19 protein-coding genes are annotated in these 22,339 nt (G+C 48.0%); 7 read left to right on the top strand and 12 right to left on the bottom strand.

The window, feature by feature from the left end; translation table 11 throughout:
• Window positions 1-10: 10 nt before the first annotated feature.
• Window positions 11-877 (top strand): MBL fold metallo-hydrolase, encoded by an 867-nt coding sequence (locus ACTRXH_RS10385; RefSeq protein WP_474282005.1) that lies wholly within the window; start codon window positions 11-13, stop codon window positions 875-877.
• A 45-nt stretch (window positions 878-922) separates the two neighbouring features.
• On the opposite strand, the gene pta is transcribed toward ACTRXH_RS10385, so the two are convergent.
• Window positions 923-1,927, bottom strand: a complete 1,005-nt coding sequence (gene pta, locus ACTRXH_RS10380; RefSeq protein WP_474261314.1) for a phosphate acetyltransferase — start codon at window positions 1,925-1,927, stop codon at window positions 923-925.
• A 363-nt stretch (window positions 1,928-2,290) separates the two neighbouring features.
• Between pta and hemQ the strand changes: the two genes are divergently transcribed.
• The gene (hemQ, locus tag ACTRXH_RS10375) at window positions 2,291-3,040 is read left to right on the top strand and encodes a hydrogen peroxide-dependent heme synthase (RefSeq protein ID WP_474277803.1); all 750 of its coding nucleotides are present in this window, start codon (window positions 2,291-2,293) and stop codon (window positions 3,038-3,040) included.
• 117 nt (window positions 3,041-3,157) lie between these two features.
• Here the strand turns inward: hemQ and ACTRXH_RS10370 are convergent, their stop codons facing one another.
• Complete coding sequence (locus ACTRXH_RS10370; RefSeq protein ID WP_474282003.1) at window positions 3,158-4,762, bottom strand: glutamate synthase-related protein; 1,605 nt, start codon at window positions 4,760-4,762, stop codon at window positions 3,158-3,160.
• A gap of 31 nt (window positions 4,763-4,793) precedes the next feature.
• On the bottom strand, window positions 4,794-6,065 hold the full coding sequence (kynU, locus tag ACTRXH_RS10365; RefSeq protein WP_474282001.1) for a kynureninase: 1,272 nt from the start codon (window positions 6,063-6,065) through the stop codon (window positions 4,794-4,796).
• 257 nt (window positions 6,066-6,322) lie between these two features.
• Here kynU and ACTRXH_RS10360 point away from each other — a divergent pair, with 257 nt between their 5' ends.
• Window positions 6,323-6,928: a trimeric intracellular cation channel family protein gene (locus ACTRXH_RS10360; RefSeq protein WP_079474554.1), complete on the top strand. Its 606-nt coding sequence runs from the start codon at window positions 6,323-6,325 to the stop codon at window positions 6,926-6,928.
• A gap of 125 nt (window positions 6,929-7,053) precedes the next feature.
• Here the strand turns inward: ACTRXH_RS10360 and ACTRXH_RS10355 are convergent, their stop codons facing one another.
• Genes ACTRXH_RS10355 through ACTRXH_RS10345 form a run of 3 tightly spaced genes read right to left on the bottom strand, consistent with a single transcriptional unit; the run spans window position 7,054 to window position 9,332 of the window.
• Entirely contained in the window at window positions 7,054-8,211 is a 1,158-nt protein-coding gene (locus ACTRXH_RS10355; RefSeq protein ID WP_474261310.1) for a cation:proton antiporter, read from the bottom strand.
• Between the two features lie 5 nt (window positions 8,212-8,216).
• Window positions 8,217-8,714, bottom strand: coding sequence for a cation:proton antiporter regulatory subunit (locus ACTRXH_RS10350; RefSeq protein ID WP_474261309.1), 498 nt, complete (start codon window positions 8,712-8,714; stop codon window positions 8,217-8,219).
• Window positions 8,715-8,741: 27 nt separating this feature from the next.
• Window positions 8,742-9,332, bottom strand: a complete 591-nt coding sequence (locus tag ACTRXH_RS10345) for an NADPH-dependent FMN reductase (RefSeq protein WP_474277797.1) — start codon at window positions 9,330-9,332, stop codon at window positions 8,742-8,744.
• A gap of 195 nt (window positions 9,333-9,527) precedes the next feature.
• Between ACTRXH_RS10345 and ACTRXH_RS10340 the strand changes: the two genes are divergently transcribed.
• The 3 genes from ACTRXH_RS10340 to adhP all read left to right on the top strand — a co-directional run bounded on the left by ACTRXH_RS10340 (window position 9,528) and on the right by adhP (window position 12,601).
• Window positions 9,528-10,826 (top strand): arsenic transporter, encoded by a 1,299-nt coding sequence (locus ACTRXH_RS10340; RefSeq protein ID WP_474278109.1) that lies wholly within the window; start codon window positions 9,528-9,530, stop codon window positions 10,824-10,826.
• Window positions 10,827-11,089: 263 nt separating this feature from the next.
• Window positions 11,090-11,371, top strand: coding sequence for an adhesin (locus ACTRXH_RS10335; protein WP_322525430.1), 282 nt, complete (start codon window positions 11,090-11,092; stop codon window positions 11,369-11,371).
• Window positions 11,372-11,584: 213 nt separating this feature from the next.
• A complete protein-coding gene (adhP, locus tag ACTRXH_RS10330; protein ID WP_474261305.1) occupies window positions 11,585-12,601 on the top strand; it encodes an alcohol dehydrogenase AdhP in 1,017 nt (338 codons plus the stop codon).
• Window positions 12,602-12,691: 90 nt separating this feature from the next.
• Here adhP and ACTRXH_RS10325 read toward each other — a convergent pair whose 3' ends face one another.
• From ACTRXH_RS10325 to helD, 4 genes are all read right to left on the bottom strand, one after another.
• The gene (locus tag ACTRXH_RS10325) at window positions 12,692-14,071 is read right to left on the bottom strand and encodes a sigma-54-dependent transcriptional regulator (RefSeq protein WP_474281999.1); all 1,380 of its coding nucleotides are present in this window, start codon (window positions 14,069-14,071) and stop codon (window positions 12,692-12,694) included.
• Entirely contained in the window at window positions 14,052-15,731 is a 1,680-nt protein-coding gene (locus tag ACTRXH_RS10320) for an ATP-binding protein (RefSeq protein WP_474281998.1), read from the bottom strand. Before ACTRXH_RS10320 ends, ACTRXH_RS10325 begins: the two co-directional genes overlap by 20 nt.
• Window positions 15,732-15,743: 12 nt before the next feature.
• Window positions 15,744-16,889 (bottom strand): iron-containing alcohol dehydrogenase, encoded by a 1,146-nt coding sequence (locus ACTRXH_RS10315; RefSeq protein ID WP_474261302.1) that lies wholly within the window; start codon window positions 16,887-16,889, stop codon window positions 15,744-15,746.
• A 190-nt stretch (window positions 16,890-17,079) separates the two neighbouring features.
• On the bottom strand, window positions 17,080-19,368 hold the full coding sequence (gene helD / locus ACTRXH_RS10310) for an RNA polymerase recycling motor HelD (protein ID WP_474281996.1): 2,289 nt from the start codon (window positions 19,366-19,368) through the stop codon (window positions 17,080-17,082).
• A gap of 325 nt (window positions 19,369-19,693) precedes the next feature.
• On the opposite strand from helD, the gene ACTRXH_RS10305 reads away from it, so the two are divergent.
• Entirely contained in the window at window positions 19,694-19,882 is a 189-nt protein-coding gene (locus ACTRXH_RS10305) for a helix-turn-helix domain-containing protein (protein WP_474281994.1), read from the top strand.
• An 87-nt stretch (window positions 19,883-19,969) separates the two neighbouring features.
• Here the strand turns inward: ACTRXH_RS10305 and ACTRXH_RS10300 are convergent, their stop codons facing one another.
• Together ACTRXH_RS10300 and ACTRXH_RS10295 are read right to left on the bottom strand one after the other, a co-directional pair.
• A complete protein-coding gene (locus tag ACTRXH_RS10300) occupies window positions 19,970-21,226 on the bottom strand; it encodes an MFS transporter (protein WP_474281992.1) in 1,257 nt (418 codons plus the stop codon).
• 206 nt (window positions 21,227-21,432) lie between these two features.
• Window positions 21,433-22,239 carry a ZIP family metal transporter gene (locus ACTRXH_RS10295; RefSeq protein WP_474261300.1) on the bottom strand — a complete coding sequence of 269 codons (807 nt, stop codon included), beginning with the start codon at window positions 22,237-22,239 and terminating at the stop codon, window positions 21,433-21,435.
• Window positions 22,240-22,339 lie beyond the last annotated feature (100 nt).

Here is a 22,339-nt window from a genome sequence, read left to right as displayed (position 1 = left end):
GAGGAAAATAATGAGCGAAGAAACGAACGAAGAGCTGTATAATCCAATGGCGGATAAGTATCTGCCGATGACCTCAGTGAAAAGCGGCAAAGAGCATACGGTAGCCCGGGGCGTACACGCTTATACAAATAAAATCGTTAATCTCTGTACTATCGAGCAGCATGATAACAACAACAACTGGGTGCTGGTTGATACCGGCATGCCTAAATCCTCGGATAAAGTTATTCAGGCGGTCGAGGATTTATACGGCACAAACAATAAACCAAACGCCATAATACTCACGCACGGTCATTTTGATCATGTGGGTACAGTAGTGGAGCTCGTAAAAAAATGGAACGTTCCCGTTTACGCCCATCCGGAGGAGATGCCTTATCTGACCGGAAAGAAAGCCTATCCACAGGCGGACAGCTCTGTAGACCGCGGACTCGTGGCTAAGATGTCGCCGCGGTTTCCAACCGAGCCCGTCAATCTGGGAGACTTCGTACAGCCGCTTCCGTCCGACGGCTCTGTCCCTGAGTTGAGCGAGTGGAAATGGATGCACACACCGGGACACACACCGGGGCACATCTCGCTGTTTCGTGAAGACGACCGTACCCTTATCGCCGGTGATGCTTTTGTTACCGTAAAACAGGAGTCCCTCTCCCGTGTTACAACGCAAAAGCTCGAAATCCACGGACCTCCGAAATATTTAACAATGGACTGGGTCGCCGCTAAAAGCTCCGTTAAAAAACTAAACAAACTCGAGCCAGCCGCTGCAATCACCGGCCACGGCATGCCTATCCGCGGCAGCGCGCTGAAGGACGGGCTGCAAAAGCTCGCAGACAACTTTGATACCATAGCCGTACCGGAGACGCAGACTCACGATACGCGGCAGTAGCAAAAAAAGGCCTTTCGGAGTTTTTATCCGAAAGGCCTTTTTCATTTATGATTTTTTATTGGCTACTGCTTCGCGTTCAGTGATGGCCTGCTTGGCCGTAATAAGGGAAAGCTTATACACATCGTCTATGCTGCACCCTCTCGATAGGTCATTCACCGGCTTGTTCAGTCCCTGAAGAATCGGGCCGATAGCATCATAGCCGCCGAGACGCTGGGCGATCTTATAGCCAAGGTTGCCGGACTCGAGACTTGGGAAAATAAATATATTTGCCTCGCCGCGAAGCGGGGAATCCGGTGCTTTCTTTTGAGCCACCGCCGGCACAAACGCAGCATCAAACTGGAATTCCCCGTCAATGACGAGATCCGGCCGGGTCTCCTGGGCAGTTTTTGTCGCCTCGGACACCTTCTGCGTTTCCATGGAAGCGGCCGAGCCTTTGGTAGAGAAGCTGAGCATCGCTACTTTTGGATCGATATCGAATGATTTTGCCGTTTCCGCGGTGGAAATCGCAATTTCCGCCAGCTCTTCAGCACTTGGAGATATATTAATGGCACAATCCGCGAACACGAATTTGTGGTCCTCTTTCACCATAATAAATACGCCGGACGTTTTTTGAATACCCGGTTTTGTTTTAATAATTTGAAGCGCCGGACGCACGGTGTCACCGGTAGAGTGAGCTGCCCCGCTGACGAGCCCGTCTGCAAAATCCATATATACAAGCATTGTACCGAAATAATTGACGTCCTTTAGCTTTTCTTTTGCTGTCCGCTCTGTCTCTTTCCCTTTTCGTCGGGAGACAAATGCAGCTACAAGCTCGTCCATTTTTTCATACGTTTCCGGGTTGAAGACAGTAACGTTCTCAAGGGAGACGCCTAAATTCTGTGCCCTGGCCTCTATCTCCTGCTCGTCTCCAATAAGAATAGGGGTAAGCACATTTTCTTCCCCGAGACGTGAAGCTGCCTGGACGACGCGGTCATCGTCCCCTTCCGGCAGTACGATGGAAGGATGTTCTTTTTTCACCTGATCATAGATGGATGCGAAAAGATCGCTCAACAAAATTCCTCCTCAAAATATTGTAAACAAGTGTATATGGTGTTGGTTTCATTGTAGTAGTTCTTCAGATAATTAGCGAAGCTCCTGCGGAGAAGCATTCGTTTGTTCATTATGAAAATACCTGCACAGTTTTCATACATTAGCATACTCCTTCTGTCAGAAAAAATAAACCGGGACGAATAAATTCAATGATTTGTAAATTTTCACACTTTTGTCCCCCCTCTTAATTCCTGATACAGAAGGGATGGCCGTTTTCAACTGCAATTATGCACGTGTCACAAATTGCTCAATCATATTCGTTTTGGACGCTTTCGTACTGTGGTATAGTGGGCAACGGAAGGTTTAGATGAAGGAGGAATCATGATGAGCGAAGCTTCTCAAACACTGGACGGCTGGTATTGCCTGCATGACTTCCGCCACTTTAACTGGCATGCATGGAAGCAGGTGCCAAGCGAAGAGCGCGACCAGATGGTTAACGAATTCCATCGTATGATTGAAGGATTTCAGCAGGTGGAAGAGGCTGAACAAGGCAGCCATGCTTTATACACGATTGTCGGTCAAAAAGCCGATTTTGTTATCATGGTGCTCCGTGAGACCATGAAAGAGATTCACGATATTGAGCTTGCTTTCAATAAATCCGGGCTGGCAGCTTACACGACCCCTGCCTACTCATACGTTTCCATCGTAGAGCTTGGAAACTATATGCCTCCGGAAGACGACAGCGATCCTCTCGATAACCCATGGATCCGTGGCCGTATTTACCCTATCCTGCCGAAATGGGAGCATTTCTGCTTCTATCCGATGGACAAAAAGCGGGAGGGCGAAGACAACTGGTATTCGCTTCCGATCGATAAACGCCGCGAATTAATGAAAGCACATGGCATGACCGGCCGGCAGTACGCCGGAAAAGTAAAACAGATTATTACCGGATCCACCGGCCTTGATGACTGGGAATGGGGAGTCACTTTATTTGCCCATGACGCCCTCCAGTTTAAAAAACTCGTGTACGAAATGCGTTTTGACGAAGTCTCTGCCCGCTACGGCGATTTTGGAGCCTTTTATGTCGGAAACATTCTCGAGCCCGAAAAAATCCAGGCATATTTTTCTGTATAATAGAACGAACCGCCAAAGTGAGCATACACTTTGGCGGTTTTTTATCTTTGAGCCCCCTGCAGAATCCGTATATTTCCCGGGAAATGTTTTCGCTCTCCGTGGCGGATTAAAATCTTCTCAAGCTTTGCTTTCAGTTCTTTCCATTTTTCTTTCTACAATGTCTTCGACGGAATACGTCCGGCCATCCATATCTTTATAAATAAGATTATTCCGGTTAAATTCCGTCGGCGAATGGAGGCCTGCCGCCACTGCTAAATTATGCATCCCTTCCCGCATCGAAATTATAAAATTAGTGACGCGGTAGGATTTTTCTTCAATATCAAGAGCCTCCTGCCGCTTCGGATCAGTCGTGGCCACCCCGACCGGGCACTCGTTGGTGTGGCAAACCTGGGCCATGATACAGCCGACGCTCACCATGAATCCTCTCGCCACATGGATCAAATCTGCGCCCAGGGCCAGTGCAGTGACCGCCTTATTCGGCGTTAAAAGCTTCCCGGAGGCAATGATGGTGATTTTGTCTCTAATTCCTGCTTCAAGCAGTGCTTCTTCAAGCATCGGCAGCGCTGAAAAAAGCGGGAGGGCTACACTGTCCGCCATTTCTTTGTAGGAAGCTCCCGTGCCGCCCTCGCTGCCGTCCAGTGTAATGAAGTCGGGGAGAACCTCTGAAGTCTTCAGCTCTTCTGCCAGCTTGGAAGCGTGCTGTCTTGAGCCAAGCGTAATTTTAATACCGACGGGTTTTTCGCTCAGCTGTCGCAGTTCTTCAAGAAAAGACATAAGCTTTTCGGTTGTTTCAATATCTTTAAACCGATTCGGGCTGTCTATCGTTTTCCATGGCTCCACGTTCCGCACAGCGGCAATTTTTTCGGTAACCTTAGCCCCGTCAACGTGTCCGCCCCGCTGCTTTGCTCCCTGAGCCAGCTTTATCTCTACAGCCTTCACCTGCTCATAAGCTGCCTGTTCCTGAAACAGCTGCCGATTAAAGCTGCCGGCACGGTCTCTTGCACCGAACAATCCCGGGCCGATCTGCCACATGATGTCCGCTCCGCCCTTAAGATGATAGTCTGACAGCCCGCCTTCCCCGGTATTCATCCAGGAGCCGGAAGCCCGGGCGTTTCCTATGGACAATGCTTCGATCGCCCGGTCTCCGAGCGACCCGTAGCTCATGCCTGACTGGCCGATGAGCCCCTTAACACGGAAGGGATGCTTGACCCCGCTATGTTTTCCAAGCGTCAGAATGTCCTGCTCACCCAGCAGAAACGGATCGAACGATTCCTCCACCCGGTGCTCCTGTCTCGTAAACAGCCGTTCGTTGTCAATTTCATATACTTTGGACGGGACTGCTTCCGCCCTCCGGTCCCGGCGTACATCCTCTTCAAGCGTAGGATACATATCGTTTACGATATAATAGCCATTCGTATTAAAGTCCTCTTTCGACCCGTAACCAAGCATGCGTGTTTTATATTTACCAGCCTTTACCGTAGAAATGAACTGCTCTCTTGAAAATGGTTTTCCTTCAAGATCGTTGTTAAATAAATACTGGCGAAACTCCGGCCCTGTTTTTTCAATTAAATAACGCATTCTCCCGAGAACCGGGAAATTTTTTAAAATAGCGTGCTGCCTCTGTCGGCGGTCCTTAACGTACATCCAAAGCACCAGGCCTGCCGGCACTAAAACGATAAAAGCAATTAACAGACCCAAAAGAATAATAATAGCTGTTTCCATCTCCAAACGCCCTCCTTTCCTTTCACCTTTTTCAGGCGATCGTTCCACGTTCATTTGAAAACTGCAGGTATTCTTCATTATCTATGATTTTTTTCAGCGTTTCTACTGTCCTCCGGACTTCTTCATACGTATTGTACAATGCTACCGGCGCAATCCGGATGTAGGACGGTGCCCGGAAATCAGGCACGATGCCCTTGGCTTTCAATGCCTTGCAGATGCCGGCAGCGTATTCATGTTTAAAAAGCACATGTCCGCCTCTCAAAGCGGGGTCCCGTGGACTTATCACCTTCAGGTCGCTGCCAATACCGGAATCAACCAGATCGATCATATAGCCGGTTAACCCCAGGGACTTTTCCCGGATTCGTTCGATTCCTGCTTCCCCGAACATTTCCAGAGACCCGATCAAGGGAGCCATGCTCAGCACATGCGGGGTCCCGATTTCGTAGGCTCCGGCCGATTCTTCCGGCTCGAGGGTATGCTTCATATCAAACTGGACAGCTTTTTTTGAACTGAACCAGCCTGCAAGCCCCGGTGATCCCCCAAAATGCTTTTCATGGACGTACAGTCCTGCAACAGCTCCCGGTCCTCCGTTCAAATGCTTATAATTGCACCAAACGGCAAAATCGACGCCCCATGCGTGAAGCTCGTGCGGTACTGACCCGACCGAATGACAAAGATCGAGGCCGACCATAATGCCGCGAGCATGGGCTTCTTTAGTTAACCGCTCCATATCGAGCACCTGGCTGCTCCGGTACAATACGCCCGGAAGAAACAATAGAGCGGTATCGTCATTCATCCTATCAATAATATCATCCTCATCAAGCATCCCGTCCCGGCTCGGCGCCTGAACCAGCGCTTCTTTACCCAGACCGCGCAAATGAAGCTGGCTTTTTAATGCGTAAATATCGGTAGGAAAAGCCGCATCATCTGCGAGTATTTTGTATCGTTCAGCGGTAGGCTGATAAAAGGTAGCAAGCATCTGATGAATATTTACGGTCGTCGAACCGGTAACAATCACCTCTGTCTCTTTTGCCCCGAGCAGCGGAGCCGAAGTCTGGGCCAGTTTTTCCGACAGGTAATACCAGGGATGGCTTCCGTTTGTCCATCCCTCAATACCCAGATTCTTCCACATATCCATAATTTCCTTTACGCTTTTTTCCGCCCTCTCCGACAGCAGTCCGAGCGAGTTTCCATCTAAATAAATCGTCTCACCCATATAGAATTCCCGGCGGTATTTCCGGAGTACATCATCGTCATCCAGTTTTTTCGCATAAGCCTTTGTATGTAAGCTTTCTATATCCATAGGATCCCTTCTTTTTGCATAAATATTATTTTTAGTTCCCATTTTATATATAATTCCCCCGGCAAGTGAAACATTAACTGCTCTTTGCACCATACTAACAGAAATATTCCGCCGCTCTCTTTGGCACAGACACTGGGTTGCTATTTTTACAGTTACAGCTTATAATCATTCTCGGACTATAAGTGTATACGCCGTCGCTGCCTTTCCGGCAGCGATTTTTATATGAAGACGTATCAACCGGAAAAAGGAGGAGCTGTATGACCTGGGATATGCTGACGGTGATAGGCACCATCGCTTTTTCCATCAGCGGGGCAATTGTCGCTATGGAGGAAGACCTTGATATATTTGGAGTATTGTTTTTAGGATTTATCACAGCGTTTGGAGGAGGAGCGATTCGAAACATTCTGATTGGGGTTCCAGTGTCGGAGCTTTGGAGCCAGGGTCTGTTTTTTCAGGTTTCCTTTTTCTCTATTCTGCTGTTTGTGCTGTTTCCAAATATTTTAATGAAGCACTGGCACAGCTGGGGGTCATTTTTTGATGCCATCGGCCTTGCTTCTTTTGCGATGCAGGGGGCCCTTTTTGCAGTGGAAATGGGCCATCCCCTCAGCGCTGTCATCGTGGCAGCGGTACTCACGGGCAGCGGCGGCGGACTGATCCGTGACGTGCTCGCCAACCGAAAACCGATGGTGCTTCACTCGGAGGTCTACGCCCTGTGGGCACTGGTCGGCGGCTTATTTATCGGTATGGGCTGGGTTACCGGTGGCTTTGGCCTGTTCCTGCTGTTCGTTCTGCTCGTTTCCGGCCGTGTATGCTCCTACCGCTTTCAATGGAAGCTTCCCCACCGAACGATTCCCTCCATGTAAATCCCTCCCGCCAGTCTCCGGCGGGTTTTTTGTGTTCAACATACCGTAGATATGAGTAAAAATGAAGCCTTCGTAAAATTATAAAAAAAGACTGCTCTTCTATGAGCAGCCTTCAAAGCTTCGTCCTATACTGTTTTTTTATTTCTTTTCTTTCCGTAAATGCTTGTGGCAAGCTCAGGTGCTTTCTGGAACAAATATACTCCGGCGAGAGCCGAAAGAAGAATAAAAATACTGCTGAAGGTCCGCAGCGTGCCTGTAGCAAGTGCTGCAATGATAATGGAGAATTCCCCGCGCTGGGTTAAAGATAAGCCTGCACGCAGAGCTACCTTGGATGACAGACCGTACAGCTTCCCGCCTGCAAATCCGACAATTATTTTCGCAGCCACTGACCAGAAAAGCAGCACGAGAAGCATCGGAATCATCGGCACTCCTTCCCCAACCTCAATCGTTGTGCCGAAATAAACAAAAAACATTGGGAGAAGCAGATCCCGGAAGCGCACGACCAGGCCTTCGAGCACGTCGCTCCGTTTCACTTCAGCCAGAATAATGCCGGCCAGAAAAGCGCCCAGCACCTCGGATAAATCCAGGTACAAAGCAATACCGCCGTACGAAAGCGCAATACCAAACACGAAAAGAAGAAAAAAATCCTCATCCATATAGCGGTCCACAAATGAACGCAATTTTCGGAAAACAAATATTCCGAGCAGGATTGCTCCTGCCACCAATATAATAATTTGAACGAAGGTCCATCCGAGCGTGCCTATAGTAACTCCGCTGCCTACGGTCATGCTGACAAGCACCGCCACGAGGACCGGGGCAAATAAATCCTCAAAAATGAGGAGGCCGAGTATAAATTCAGACTCGGGGTTTGCCATCCGTTTAGAGTTTTCAAGCATTTTGGCTGTGATCGAAGAGCTTGTCGCGTAGGTGACTCCGCCTATGATTAGTGCTTCAAGCCATCCAAGCCCAAACGCCAGCGTAATACCTACGGTAACTCCGAAGCTGAGCACAATGTCCAGGACTCCGGCCCGGAAAACTTTTGTTGCGACATGCATGAGCTGCCGGACTGGAAATTCCATCCCCAGCATAAAAAAAAGCAGGACAATACCGATCTCACCGGCAAAATACAGCAGGTGAGAATCTGCCAGCCAGCTGCTGACGACAATTCCAATTAATAGATAGATGATGACATCAGGGAATCGCATTTTAAAGGACATCCATCCCCCGACAAAAAGTACGAGCAGCATCAATCCCGCAGCAAGCAAATCAGGCATTTCCGGCATAAGAATTATCCTTTCGCCTTACAAACTTCTTCAAAGCGCCCAATAATGTCTTTTTTCCCGACAACGAGCAGGGTATCCCCGGCCTGAATGATAAAATCATCCTCCGGCTTCGGAAGAATATCGTTATCCCTCATGATGCCCACAATAGAAACTCCTTCCGGTATTGATGTCTGGGCTTCTTCCACTGAACGCACATCCATCTTAGAGCCCTTTTTCACCTTGATCCAGTCAACAAGCATTTTCTTTCTTAACAGGCGAAAACGCTCAAAGCTTTCTTCATCCACAGGGTCCTCATGAACGCCAAGCAGGCGGGCGCCCAGTTCTCTCGCTTCATCAGATGTGAATATGGTTGAAAAAAGCGCTTCATCATCGTCCTCGTCTTCCACAAAATAAATTTCTCTCTTGCCGCTATGGTGTACGATCATGACCGTGGTTATACCGTCCCGGTTTTCAAACGCTATCCGTTTTCCTACCCCCGGCAGGTCATGTTCTCTGATTCTCATTTGTCATTCCTCCTGTGATTCTTTTCGTCATCCGTCAAAACGGTGCATCCAGCTATTAAACGCCTGCACGAACTTTTTTGCGTGCTGCGTGATTTTTTCATCCTCAAGCGTATCCAACTCTTTGTTCATTTTTCCTCTCACTCCTGCCACCAGCATTTTCGGCCCTGGCATTACATAGGCCTCAGCAGCTGTAAGTGTCTGCCGGACCTGATACTGGGATAAAGCCGTGCCGCCGCCCCCAGGAGTCGCTCCGGCAAGCGCAAAGGCACGGTGGGTCAGAGCGGAGTGCGCAGGCGGACTGGACGCCCAGTCCAGGGCGTTTTTTACAACGCCCGGCATCCCGTTATTGTATTCGGGGGTTACGATAATAACCCCGTCCGCACGCATCATTGCTCGTTTCAATTCTACAACAGATTCGGGGGTTCCTGCTTCTTCCACATCGGCATGGTAAAGCGGGATGTGATGCAAAAATGCTTCTTCGACCTCCCAGTGCTCCGGAAACTCAGCTTTCATTAAATCCAGCAGCTTCCGGTTATAGGATTCCTTCCGCAGACTCCCACATATCACCGTTACATTCATCTGTTCCTCTGTCATAAGGTTCACCGCCTTTGCCTTCATCTTCTAGCCTCATTATACATTTTTTCTGCTCTTTTACCCTAGCAATCACACTTTTTTCTAAAAGTATTGAATCGTGCTTTGACTTCTATATATATTTATATTAGCATATGCTTATATAATAAATTCAGCAATTGCCTGATTAAATTTAGAAAGAAACGGATGCCGCATCGTTTTCGGCCCGGCCTGGAGGTATTTATGAACACCCTGCTCGCAGTTATTATTTTTCTTATCACGCTCGTATTGGTTATTTGGCAGCCGAAAAATTTAAATATTGGCTGGTCTGCCTGCGGAGGCGCTATTATCGCTCTTATCGCAGGCGTTGTCAGCTTTGGAGACGTCGAAACCGTTATTGGCATCGTATGGAATGCTACGCTCGCCTTTGTTGCTATTATCATTATCAGTCTGATTCTCGACAGAATTGGTTTTTTTGAATGGGCTGCTCTACACATGGCAAAAATCGCCGGAGGAAGCGGCCTGCGGATGTTTATTTACATAATTCTGCTCGGAGCCGTCGTTGCTGCGCTTTTTGCCAATGACGGTGCTGCCCTTATACTGACGCCTATCGTTCTCGCGATGGTAAGAGCGCTTGAATTTAAGGAACGTATGATTCTTCCGTTCATTATGGCCAGTGGTTTTATCGCTGACACAGCTTCCCTGCCCCTGATTATCAGCAACCTCGTAAACATCGTTTCTGCCGACTTTTTCGGTATCGGCTTTGTTGAATACGCGACCCGGATGATTGTTCCAAACTTTTTCTCTATCGGGGCGAGCCTTCTTGTCCTCTACCTTTTTTTCCGGAAGGATCTTCCCGGAAAGTATGACGTCACAAAAGTAAAAAATCCGAAGGACGCGATCCAGGACATAAAAATGTTCCGGCTCTCATGGGTGGTGCTTGCGGTGCTGCTTGTCGGGTACTTCGTCAGCGAATTCGTAGCAGTTCCCGTCTCCGTCATAGCCGGTATCGTGGCGTTATTCTTCCTGCTGATGGCCCGCCGCAGTCCGGCTGTTGAAACAGGCAAAGTATTAAAGGGAGCGCCGTGGGATATCGTTTTCTTTTCAGTGGGAATGTACGTCGTCGTTTACGGCCTTCAGAACGCCGGGCTTACCGAGCAGCTGGCAGTTGTGATACAGGCAGCTGCTGATGAGGGTTTATTTGTCGGAACACTTTCGATGGGCTTCATCGCCGCTCTCTTATCTTCTGTCATGAATAACATGCCGACAGTGATGATTGATGCTTTGGCTATTTCAGAAACAGCTACTTCCGGAGCTGTACGTGAAGGCCTTATTTACGCCAATGTGATCGGCAGCGACCTGGGGCCGAAAATCACTCCGATCGGCTCTCTCGCTACCCTGCTGTGGCTTCATGTGCTGCGTCAGTTCGGCTTTCATATTTCCTGGGCTTATTACTTCAAAGTCGGTATCATTCTGACCATTCCAACGCTTTTTATTACTCTTGTCGGCCTCTATGTATGGCTGTTAATCATTGGCGGCTGACCGGAAACAGCCGGTCATTTCCCGGGAAATATGACACCTTCTGCGCTCGAAATATGAATACCTGACAGGCTTACTGAATGAATTAGTTGAATAACAGCAATATTGTTGTTACCCTTGGCAGAGTTGCAAATGATAATTATCCAGCGCCCGGCTCCGGCAGTTTAAACTTACGGAGAGCAGGGAATGTATTCAGCAGTTTGCAGGCATAGAAAAAAAGGTATAGATATATTCTATACAGGTTTAAAAATTAAGGAGGCTCACTCTTGGAAATTACAAACGGTGCTAAAGCAGTACTAGAACCGCTGATGGAAGAAAACAACATGGACCACCTTCGCGTGGCAGTCGAAGAAATGGAAGAATCCTCTCAAATCGGTCTTGTTCTTCAAGATCCACAGGAGAGCGATCAGGTGCTTGAAGCAAACGGCATTAAAGTAGCAGTGGATAACCGCGTTACAGACTTAATGCAGGACGTTACGCTCGACACCCAGGAAAATGAAGACGGCGAAACACAGCTCGTCATGGCCGGTCTTCCTGAAGCTGAATAACAAGCGCCCCAAAAACAGTTCTGCTTAAACAGCAGAGCTGTTTTTTTGTTTTCGGAGCCTTTTTTTGTCGCATTGAGCCGAAATTTCGGCTTACTTCATTAATTATTTATAACCTGGACCGCTTGTACCAGTTGTTGACTGCGCTTTCAATGTTGGCACGTTCCTTGCATATACATAGAGTGCATCCTGCAAAATTATAAGGAGGGTTCATTCATGAAAGCAGCAGTAGTTAATGAATTTCATCAAAAACTGGAGATTAAAGATATTCCGGTGCCTGAACTTGATTACGGAGAAGTGCTTGTCAAAATTCATTCATGCGGTGTCTGTCATACCGATTTGCATGCAGCTCACGGCGACTGGCCGGTTAAACCAAAGCTGCCTCTCGTGCCGGGACACGAGGGTGTAGGTACAGTGGAAAAGGTTGCAGATGGCGTCAAATCCATCAAAATCGGCGACCGCGTCGGCATTCCGTGGCTTTACTCTGCCTGCGGTGAATGCGAATTCTGTCTTTCGGGAAGAGAAACACTCTGCCAGCAGCAGCTGAATGCCGGTTATTCCGTAGACGGAGCCTACGCGGAATACTGTAAAGCTCCCGCCCACTATGTAACAAAAATTCCGGACAGCCTGGACTTTGATACAGTGGCTCCACTTTTCTGCGCTGGGGTGACAACGTACAAAGCGCTCAAGGTCTCTGAAGCCAAACCGGGTGACTGGGTAGCCATCTTTGGCATCGGCGGACTCGGGCACGTTGCCGTACAATACGCGAAAGCCATGGCCTTAAACGTTGTAGCTGTCGACATACGCGACGACAAGCTGGAGCTCGCAAAGGAAATGGGAGCAGACATGACCATTAATAGTATGAACGAGGATCCCGGCAGGATACTGATGGAAAAATTAAACGGAGTAGAAGCCGCTATCAGCGTAGCTGTCAGTCCAAAAGCGTTTGAACAGGCGTACTCGACGGTCAAACGGGGAGGAAATTTAGTCATTGTAGGCCTTCCAGTCGGGGACCTTCCAATTCCTATTTTTGACACAGTCTTAAACGCCGTGAACGTTAAAGGCTCCATTGTCGGTACACGCAAAGACCTCCAGGAGTGTCTCGAGCTCGCGGCTAACGGCAGGATCCGCCCGATTATTGAAACGAAGGAACTGGATGATATTAACGACGTATTTGATTCAATGGAAAAAGGCGATATCAACGGCAGGATTGTACTCAAAATTCAGGACTAGATTACCGGTAAAGTTACGAAACGCTTACACAAAGTAAAACCCGGACGGGCTCCTCTTCCCGCCGGGTTTTGCTGATTTTTCTTCCCGAATTTATTCATTCAGCCAGTAGCGCAGCTTTCTGGTATTCACTCCGAGCATTTCTGCTGCCTCCCGGCGGTTTCCACGGGTGAGCATTAAAGCGTGGTCAATAATATCCTGAATACTTTTCTTTTCTTCACTCCGTATATCTTCAACAGTGCTTTCAAGCGACAAATAGTTAGTCTCTTCGAGCTCCTGCTTTTTCTGTCTGAGCCAGTCCCCTGATACAATCCGGTTCCTGGCAGCAGTTTTCCGGCTTGAGGGCCTCATGTTTAAATGGCGGCGTTCAATCCTTCCGTCTGATTCTGCGGCCGCCCGGATCAGTACGTTTGTAAGCTCCCGGATATTGCCCGGCCAGTGGTGAGCCTGTAACGCCTCCAAAGCTTCCAGACTGATCACTGTGTTTGCCGGAGCTTCTTTGCGGAGAATCGACTGGGCCACCGCAGGGATATCTTCCTTTCGTTCCCGCAGAGGCGGAATAGTCAGCCGGACGACCTCGAGGCGGTACAGCAGGTCTTCACGAAATTCTCCTGCCTCTGCAGCAAGATGCAGGTCCTGGTTTGTGGCAGCAATGATACGGGCTTTTGTTTTAATCGGGCGTTCACCACCCACCCGGTAAAGCTCTCTCGTTTCGATTACCCGCAGCAGCTTCACCTGCGTGGAGAGTGATGCTTCTCCAATTTCATCAAGTAAGAGCGTCCCTTCCGAGGCCAGTTCAAAATAACCCTTCCGTGTTTTATTTGCCCCGGTAAAGGCTCCTGCTTCATGACCGAACAACTCACTTTCGAGCATCTGCTCCGGCAGTGCTCCGCAGTTCACACCGAGAAATAAGCGCTCCCCCGACCCGGCAAGCTCATGAATAAAGCGGGCGGCTACCTCTTTTCCTGTGCCCGTTTCTCCATCTATTAAGATTGTTAGAGGCTTTGGCGCAAAGCGCACAGCCAGCCGCACCACTTCTTTCATTGCTTCGCTTTCTCCGGTTATCAAGCCGCTTCTTGCGGCTGCCTGTTCAATTTGTCCTGACACTTCCGGGTCTGACTCCGGCTGCTTTATTTTCTCTTCAATAATGCTGATATCTTCAAATGGCTTTTCAATATAGTCCTCCGCCCCCAGCTTAACTGCTTCCACAGCTGTATCAATTGTGCTGTATCCTGTCATAACAATACAGCGGCACGAGGGCTGCGCCTGCTTCAAGTCTGCGAGCAGCTTCAATCCGTTCGTGTCAGGCAGCTTTAAGTCGATAAATGCCAGTTCATACAAATGGTTCTGGCCGCGAAGACGTTCATATTCCTTCCCGTCATGGGCAAGATCAATATGATGACCCTGTTCTACAAGCAGATAACGAAAAAACGTGCCTATATCATAGTCATCATCAATGACTAATATCTTCATACTTATCGCCTCCTCCATGAACTGGCAGCTTCAATTGAAAGGTACTTCCTTTTCCCTCTTCGCTTGTAAACGTCAGCCGCCCCCCATTTTTCTCTGCAATATCCTTACTTACCGACAGACCCAGGCCGGTCCCGTTCTGTTTTCTTTTCGTGGTGAAAAAAGGTTCAAACACTGACGGCTTCTGACTCTGGGCGATTCCGCATCCATTGTCTTCCACCTCAAGCACAACGCTTGAATGAATAACACTGGTTTTAATTTGGATCTTTTTATCCGTCTCTGCGCTGTCCTTTAACGCATCTTTTGCGTTCAGAAGCAGGTTGATAACCACCTGACCGACCTGATGAGGTCCTGCCTGGACAAATGGCAGAGCGGGCGTATAATGCTTTTCAATCAGGATATTCTCTTTTTCGATCTGAAAGCCAATCAGACTCAGTACATCTTCAACTGCTTCATTAATATCGCACTCCGTACTTTCTTCTTTTTCCGGACGGGAGAAAGAAAGCAGATTTTGCACGATCGTCCGGCAGCGGCGGCCCCCTCTTTCAATCGCCGCCGCAAGCTCCTTCGAAGGCCCTTCCTCTGGCAGACTCCGCTGCAGTATCTGGGTGTTGCCGATCACCGCGGTCAACGGACTATTTAACTCATGAGCTACTCCGGCTGCCATTTCCCCTATCGCCGCGAGCTTTCCGGAATGCTGAAGCTGGGCTTCGGTTTTGATACGCGTCGTGACATCCTTAATATAAATAAGCAGTCCTTTCATTATCCCCTCTCCGTCCCGGACCGGATATGTCTGAATGTCGCAAACACTGCCATTTTTTAATGTCATCTGATAGTTTTTCATCGAGTCGCCGCGGTAACTCTCTTCAATTGGACAGAACTCTTTCGTATCATGAAAAAGCAGGTCATGACAGCGGCGGCCGGCCACCGCCTCGGGAGGTTCGCCAAAAAAGGAGTGGGAAGCCTGATTACAGCGGACGATCCGGTGATCGTTATCGGTTAATATCAGTAGGTCCGCTACAGCCTGAAAGGTTTCCTCCCATTCCTTTTTGCCCTGATACACCTCCTGGTACAGTCTCGCGTTCTCCATCATAACGGCGATATGGTCCGAAAGCTGTCGGAAGAAGCTGATATCAGACTGGTCACACTCGATCCGTTCAGCCGCAGCAAAGGTAAGAACGCCGATGGTCGATGCTTTAATCCGAAGCGGTATGACACACACATAGTAAAAATTCAAAGCCGAAAGCGTCTGCTCCTCCACAAACGCATACGCATCAGCAGGCTCCCATTCGTGAAAAACAATCATATTCTGTTCGATTGCTTTCCAGTACAACGACTCTTTTTTCGGAAGGTGCATACCTACTGCAGAGTCCTCTGCATAGAGAGGATAGACACTTTTTAATGACATGGCCCCATGCTCGATTAGCGATAAGCTTACCCGGTCGATCGGATACAGTTCGTAAATGGTTTCAAGAATATGCTGCAGTGCCGTTTCCATCGTTCCTGTAACCTGAAACCCCTTTGCTACTTCGCTCAAAATTTCAAGCTTACGATTCTTTTTTTCAAGTTCCGCAATCGTTGCTTTCAAGTCTGTATAATAGCTTTTTTTCGAGGCGCGGACCCCGGTTAATTTTTCAATCACCATCTCTTTTTCTGTGAACATACCGATGCTCCTTTATTCGTAAGCCTTTTTGAACAACATTTCGATATCCTTCAAAGCTACGTCCCGTGGGTTGGTGATCATGCATGCGTCATCAAGGGCGATGCGGGCCATGCTTTCAAAGTCAGGGTCTCTCAGACCGACAGAGCGCAGTGTCTTGGGAGCACCGATGTCATCTGCAAGAGCCCGGACGGCCTGAATGCCGTATCTGGCACGGACCATTTCCCCGGCATCCGCAGAAGCACCGAAAATATCACCGATAGCAGCGAATCGGGGAGGTGAAGCAATTAGATTAAATTCCATGACATGCGGAAGCAAAATGCTGTTAATCTCTCCGTGCGGAAGAGCATAGCGTCCGCCAATCGCGTGGGACATCGCATGTACTGCACCTAAAATGGCATTGGAAAACGCAAGTCCCGCCTGCATGCTTGCCATCGCCATCGCACGCTTGGCTTCCACATTTGTGTGTGATGCCACCGACGGCCGCAGAAATTCAGCCGCCAGCTTCATCGCATTTACCGCATGCACATCCGTCAGCGGCGTCGCTGCCGCACTTACATACGCTTCTATGCCATGGGTAATTGCATCAAGTCCGGTAGCTGCTGTAAGCAAATGATCTTTGGTCATCAAGACAAACGGATCGACAATCGCAATATCGGGCACGAGCGATTTAGAAACGATCGTCATCTTCTTTTTCCGCACCGGATCAACAATAATCGAAAATTGGGAGACCTCGGATCCCGACCCCGCCGTTGTCGGCACCATAATGACTGGTGGAAGTGGACTATGGATGTGGTCTACGCCTTCGTAATCTTCGATTTTTCCGCCATTGCTCACAATGACAGCCACCGCTTTAGCCACATCCAGCGCACTTCCTCCCCCAATGCCAAGTACAGCGTCACACCGGGCTTTATGATAGGATTCCACACCTTCTACTACCTGAGCTGTGTCAGGGTTCGTACTAATATTTGAAAAAAGGTGATACTCAAGGCCGGAAGCTTGTATACTTTCCATAGCCTGGACCGTCCAGCCGGCTTCTTTGACGCCCGGATCACTTACTACGAGTACACGCTGCGCTCCCAGACGCAGAAAGCTCTCACCTACCTGATGAATCGAATGATCTCCGAAAATAATTTCGGGAGCCATAAATTTTGAAATCATATCCTCACCACCATATTCAGCTGGAAATTTTTCATGCTATTGAAAACGTTTACTTAATATGTATTTATTATCTCTTACCCTTGTTTAATGTGCAAAGACTTCCTGATCCTGTTTTAACGCAAAAAATTCCGGGGATCACTCTGGACCCACGGAAAAATAGTTTGTATAACCTTCGCAAAATACGGACGATTTAAGATGGAGCAAGCTGCGTAAATGTTTCTAAAGAACCTAAATGGCGTTGATGCACTACAAATTCCAGGTAATGCAGCGCTCGGGTCATCACAACGTACAGCAGCTTCACATCCAGCTCCCGGTCTGGATGATACGTTTCCTGCTCCATGTAAACAAACACGGCATCAAACTCCAGCCCCTTGGCTAAATAGGAAGGAACAATGGCTACCTGCTCTTCCTGAAAATCTTCTTTTTCCCCGAGCACGTAACTGTCCAGGGTAGTTTCCGTTTCCAGTATGCGGTGCAGCTGCCGGCATTCCTTCATCGTTTTTCCGATAATCGCGATGGAAGGAGCACCCTCGGTTCTCAGACCGTTCACCCTTGCTTCAATACGTGCTGCTGCCTCCCTGTTATGCTTAAAAGCAGTAACTTCCGGAAGCTCCCCGTGGCGTACCACCGGCCGGGCTTTGGGGAGATCCTGGTTAGTGCTTTGCTCAAGAACCTGGCTGGCCCTTTCCATAATTTCCTGCGTCGTACGGTAGCTCTGATTCAGCTTCGTATACGTCGCTTCCGGGAAAACATGTGTCTGTACGTCCTCCCAGTGCTGAATGCTCCGATAGCTGTGGATGCCCTGCGAAAGGTCGCCCAGGATGGTAAAAAGCTTGGTTTTGGTAACGGCCCGCAGCGTGTACAATTCGAACAGGCTGTAATCCTGTGCCTCATCGATGACTACATTTTTCGCCTGATGCTTCGTTTTCACACCCACAAGCATATGCTGCAGGTACAACAACGGAGCGGCGTCCTCGGCTTCTATTTTTTTTCCTTTGAGCACCTGCTGCTGATAAGCAGCCAGCTGGCCCGCCTCATCTTTCGAAAATTCCCCGAAAGTTTCCAGCTTTCCGGCGTTCTGCATAAGATTTTTATACACCGTATGGATGTCCGGCTTGGAAAACTGCTTCCCATACGCTTTAATAGCCTCTGAGGCTTCCTGATCCAATTTTTCTGCGTACGCCTCCTGCTCATCCATCAACTGAACGACCATTTCCCTGCGTTTCTCCGGATCGCGAACATTTGACCGCACTTTTTCCATTCGGTCTTCATATACTTCTTTGACTTCTGCAATTACCCGCTTAATTTCTTTTTTAGCTGCTGCGTTGATTACTTTTTTGATTTTATCAATACGCTGAAAAGCAGGCATGTAGGCATATTGATCATGGTAGAGCTGCTTCACATGAGACGCCTCAACCAGAGTAAAACGGTCAACTGTTAAATCCTCAGCCTCAATCAAATCACTTGTTATATGTGCCCCGTAGCCGTCAAGCATATTTTTACACGCCATAGATCCTTTAAATGCAGGAATCCAGGAGGAATCGTAAGCCTCTGTTCCGCTTTCTTCAAGGAAATGCAGCAAATGACGGTCCAGCGGCTGAACAGTGTATGTTTTCCCCATCGCTGCCATAAAGAAGTCCTGAAACGTCGTCTGCCTTACCTCTTCGACGCCAAGCTCCGGCAATACTCCGGAAATATAATGAAGAAACAGCTGATTAGGGGCCAAAATCATCATATCTTCGGGATCGAAGGTATCTGCATACGTATAAATGAAATATGAAATCCGGTGCATAGCTATTGTCGTTTTACCACTCCCGGCTACTCCCTGGACGATCAGCGGTTTGTCCATATCAGCGCGAATAATCCGGTTCTGTTCTGCCTGGATAGTAGTCACAATGTCTTTTAATCGTTTTTCCGCATTTGTCGACAAAGCATCCTGCAGCATCTGGTCTCTCGCTGTTATATCAATGTCCTGCATATGCTGCAGTTCGCCCTTTTGCACCTCAAACTGCCGTTTCAGAGATAATTCTCCGTCATGCTTTTCCCCTTCTGCTTCATACGACGCCGGACCGAGGCTGCCTTCATAATAAAGATTGGCAATCGGGGAGCGCCAGTCAACAATTACCGGTTCCTGGGTGTCGTTTTTTGTTAAAGATGTTTTTCCAATATACAGCTGTTCCGTCTGTCCGGTTGCCTCCCTTTTAAAATCAATCCGGGAGAAATAGGGTTCATCCTTTACTCGCACAAGGTCCCGATACTCTTTATTCGACATTTCCAGCAGCTGGGCATTTGCCAGTGTGTTCACATAGCTTAAACTGCTGTCCAGATGGTCCAGCTCTACAAGGGCTTCTTTAATATTTTGCTGATAGGCTGACTGATTTTCTACAGAGGATTCAAGAACTTCATAAATGTATTCTCTTGTTTTCTGCAGTCGCTCCTGCTCCTGTTCAAAAGCTTTGTCACTGTACTCGTGGGCCATGTTATCTTCCTTTCCGGTTATACTAAGTAGGCTTGAAGACGATCTAGATTTCTATTCCATTACTAAATTTTTATCATTTAAGAAGGTATGCAAATAAACGAAAAAACATGCATCTCAATTATTCCAGGATGCATGTGTATCAAAAATTACTGGAGACTGCTATTATTTTATCATCCTTCAGCGATGTATTTGTACTATTATTTAATATAACCATTTATAATTGAACATAATACAGATAAATTTAACACTGTTTCTCAAAATTTGTCGCCGGAACAGAAAAGGGATAGAATAACAATGAAGTTTTCATTTAAAGGCAGGTTTTTTTATGGATCAGGAAAGAGAAATCATGACTGTGGCCCAGGTCGCGGAATATTTACAAATCAGCGAAGTAACTACATATAAGCTTGTGCAGGAAGGCCGGATCCCAGGCTTCAAAATTGGGAGACACTGGCGCGTTCAAAAAGAAGATCTTCGTGAGTACATCCGCCGGCTTCAGCACGGTGAAACTTTATAATAGAGAATAAACTTAAAAAATAAGCACGTCCCCGACCAGAGAAAATCCTGGGGACGTGCTTATTATTAATACTATCCGCTTCGTCTGCTAATACGAGGGCTTCGGAGACAAAAGAGCAAAAACCAAAGCTGTCGCCGGCAAAAGCATCATAAGCCATAAGATTGCCGTATAATTATTGAACCAGTCATAAAAAATACCAAATGGCAGCGGACCAAGAGCGGAGCCAATAACCATTACCGTCTGGGCAATGCTTTTAATACTCCCTAAATGCCTGGGGCCGAAATAATTGGGCCACACAATGCTTAACACAATACGTTCAAAGCCGTGGGCTATTCCCCACAGCACTCCAAAAATGATAGCTCCTGTCCAGGAATTTATAGTTAAAAGCACCAAAAGGGAAACAATATGTACCCCAAACGTCATCGCAAGCACATAATGCACAGCAATGCGGTCCACCAAATACCCTACAGCAAATGTTACCGGGAAACCGATAAAAGCCATCAAGGAAAGAATTAATGCCGCAAGCGAAATCGAAAGACCCTTTCCTTCTACGATAGATACTAAGTGGAAGGTAACACCTGTGTTTACAATTGCCGGCACGCTGACACAAAAAAGAATAAGCCAGAAGGCTCTGGTTCTGCGCGCTTCCTGAAGGGTCCAGCTTTTTTCCTGCATGCCTGTTCGCTGGCCCCGGACCTCCCCATGAGACGCTGGTCCTCTGCCATCGGGCTCCTGGCCAATATCCTGCGGCTGGTTCCGCACCACTAAGAAAGCCAGCGGCACAAAAACAACAAGTAACAGTCCACCCCAAATTAACCATGTGTCCCGCCAGCCGACCATTTGTATCAGCCATGTGTTCAACGGGGGCAGGGCAGCGGCACCGACAAAACCGCCAATCGCCATGACACTTAAGGCCCGGCCGCGCTTCTGCACAAACCATTGCGGCACAAGCGTATTAGGAACCAGGGTCAGCGATCCCTGGCCAAATAATCGAATAGCAAAAAAGCCGATAAACATCATTACAGCACCTGTTAAAAAGGCATTCCAAATACAGGCGAGAGCCAAAAGAACTCCTGCAGCCCCCATTACCAGACGCTGGCCCAGACGATCAATTGCACGGCCGACGAAAAAAAGAGTAATACCGGCAGCCAGAGTACCAACCGAATAAATACCAGAGACAAAGGAACGTGAATACGAAAAATCCTGAATGTAATAATCAATAAAAATAGAAATCGAATACGTTTGGCCCGGTCCGGAAAAAAACATACTTAACGCGGATAAAGCCACAATCGCCCATCCATAAAAAATGGGACCCGACCCGTTTTTCGGTTTATCAGCCCGCATGTCGAAGCTCCTTTTCAGCATTTTCTCCAGAAACTATAAATAAATTCAGCTTCCTGGTCCGTTTGTTCATCTATGCTACTTTATCACAAAAGGGAGCATGGATTTTATCCTTAATTCATTAAAAACGGCCTTCCAGATAAAAAAATCCTTAATTTCAGCAAAAAAAGCTGAAGCAGAAAAAGCTTTCTCTGCTTCAGCCGCCCCTTTTACCCTAAAGCTACATCCAGTATCATCATGACGCTGAAGCCAATCATCAGGCTGAAGGTAGCGAGCCGTACGTTGCCCTTTTCCTGGGAACCGGGGATGACCTCCTTGGCAACGACGAATATCATCGCTCCTGCTGCAAAACTGAGAGCAAACGGAAGCAGCGGCTGGATGATGATAACTGCAGCAGCACCAATTACTGCAGCCACCGGCTCTACAAAACCGGACAGCTGCCCGTAAAAGAAGCTTTTCTTTTTCGACACTCCGTCCCGGCGAAGCGGCATCGATACTGCAGTTCCCTCCGGAAAGTTTTGAATGCCGATGCCAAGCGCAAGCGCTACTGCTCCGGCGAGCGTAGAGCTGCTGAATTCCGAAGCCAGCGCCCCGAACGCTACCCCTACAGCTAGTCCCTCCGGAATATTGTGCAGAGTAATCGAAAAAACAAGCATTGTGGTCCGGTGCTTGGCATACTTGTCTTTTATTTCCGTAAAATATGTGTCTTCATCCATCATGGGGATCACCCTGTCGAGCAATAACAGAAAAACACCCCCAAGTAAAAAACCAATAACAGCTGGAATATAAGGTATCTGGCCCTGCTCCTCCGCCATATCAATGCCGGGAGAAAGAAGCGACCAAAAGCTCGCAGCAATCATGACCCCGCCGGCAAATGCAAGCATACTATCCATCAGCTTCTGATTATTTCTGTTCGTAAAAAACACAACCGCAGCGCCTGCTGCAGTCATACCCCAGGTAAACAAAGAGCCAATCAGCGCCTGCAGTGTAGGATGCAGCTCCGCAAACCACTCCATAATATAATCTCCTTTTCACTCTATTAAAAAAAGTTTCCCTAAGGAAAGTCTAACGTTATTCTATTCCTTGTTGTAAAAGTTTGTCAATCGACAAACGTAA

The sequence above is a fragment of the Marinococcus sp. LNHM5E3-2.1 genome (assembly GCF_056034365.1).
Note: the sequence above shows the minus strand (reverse complement) of the source record. Positions and strands in the feature narration are given on the sequence as shown.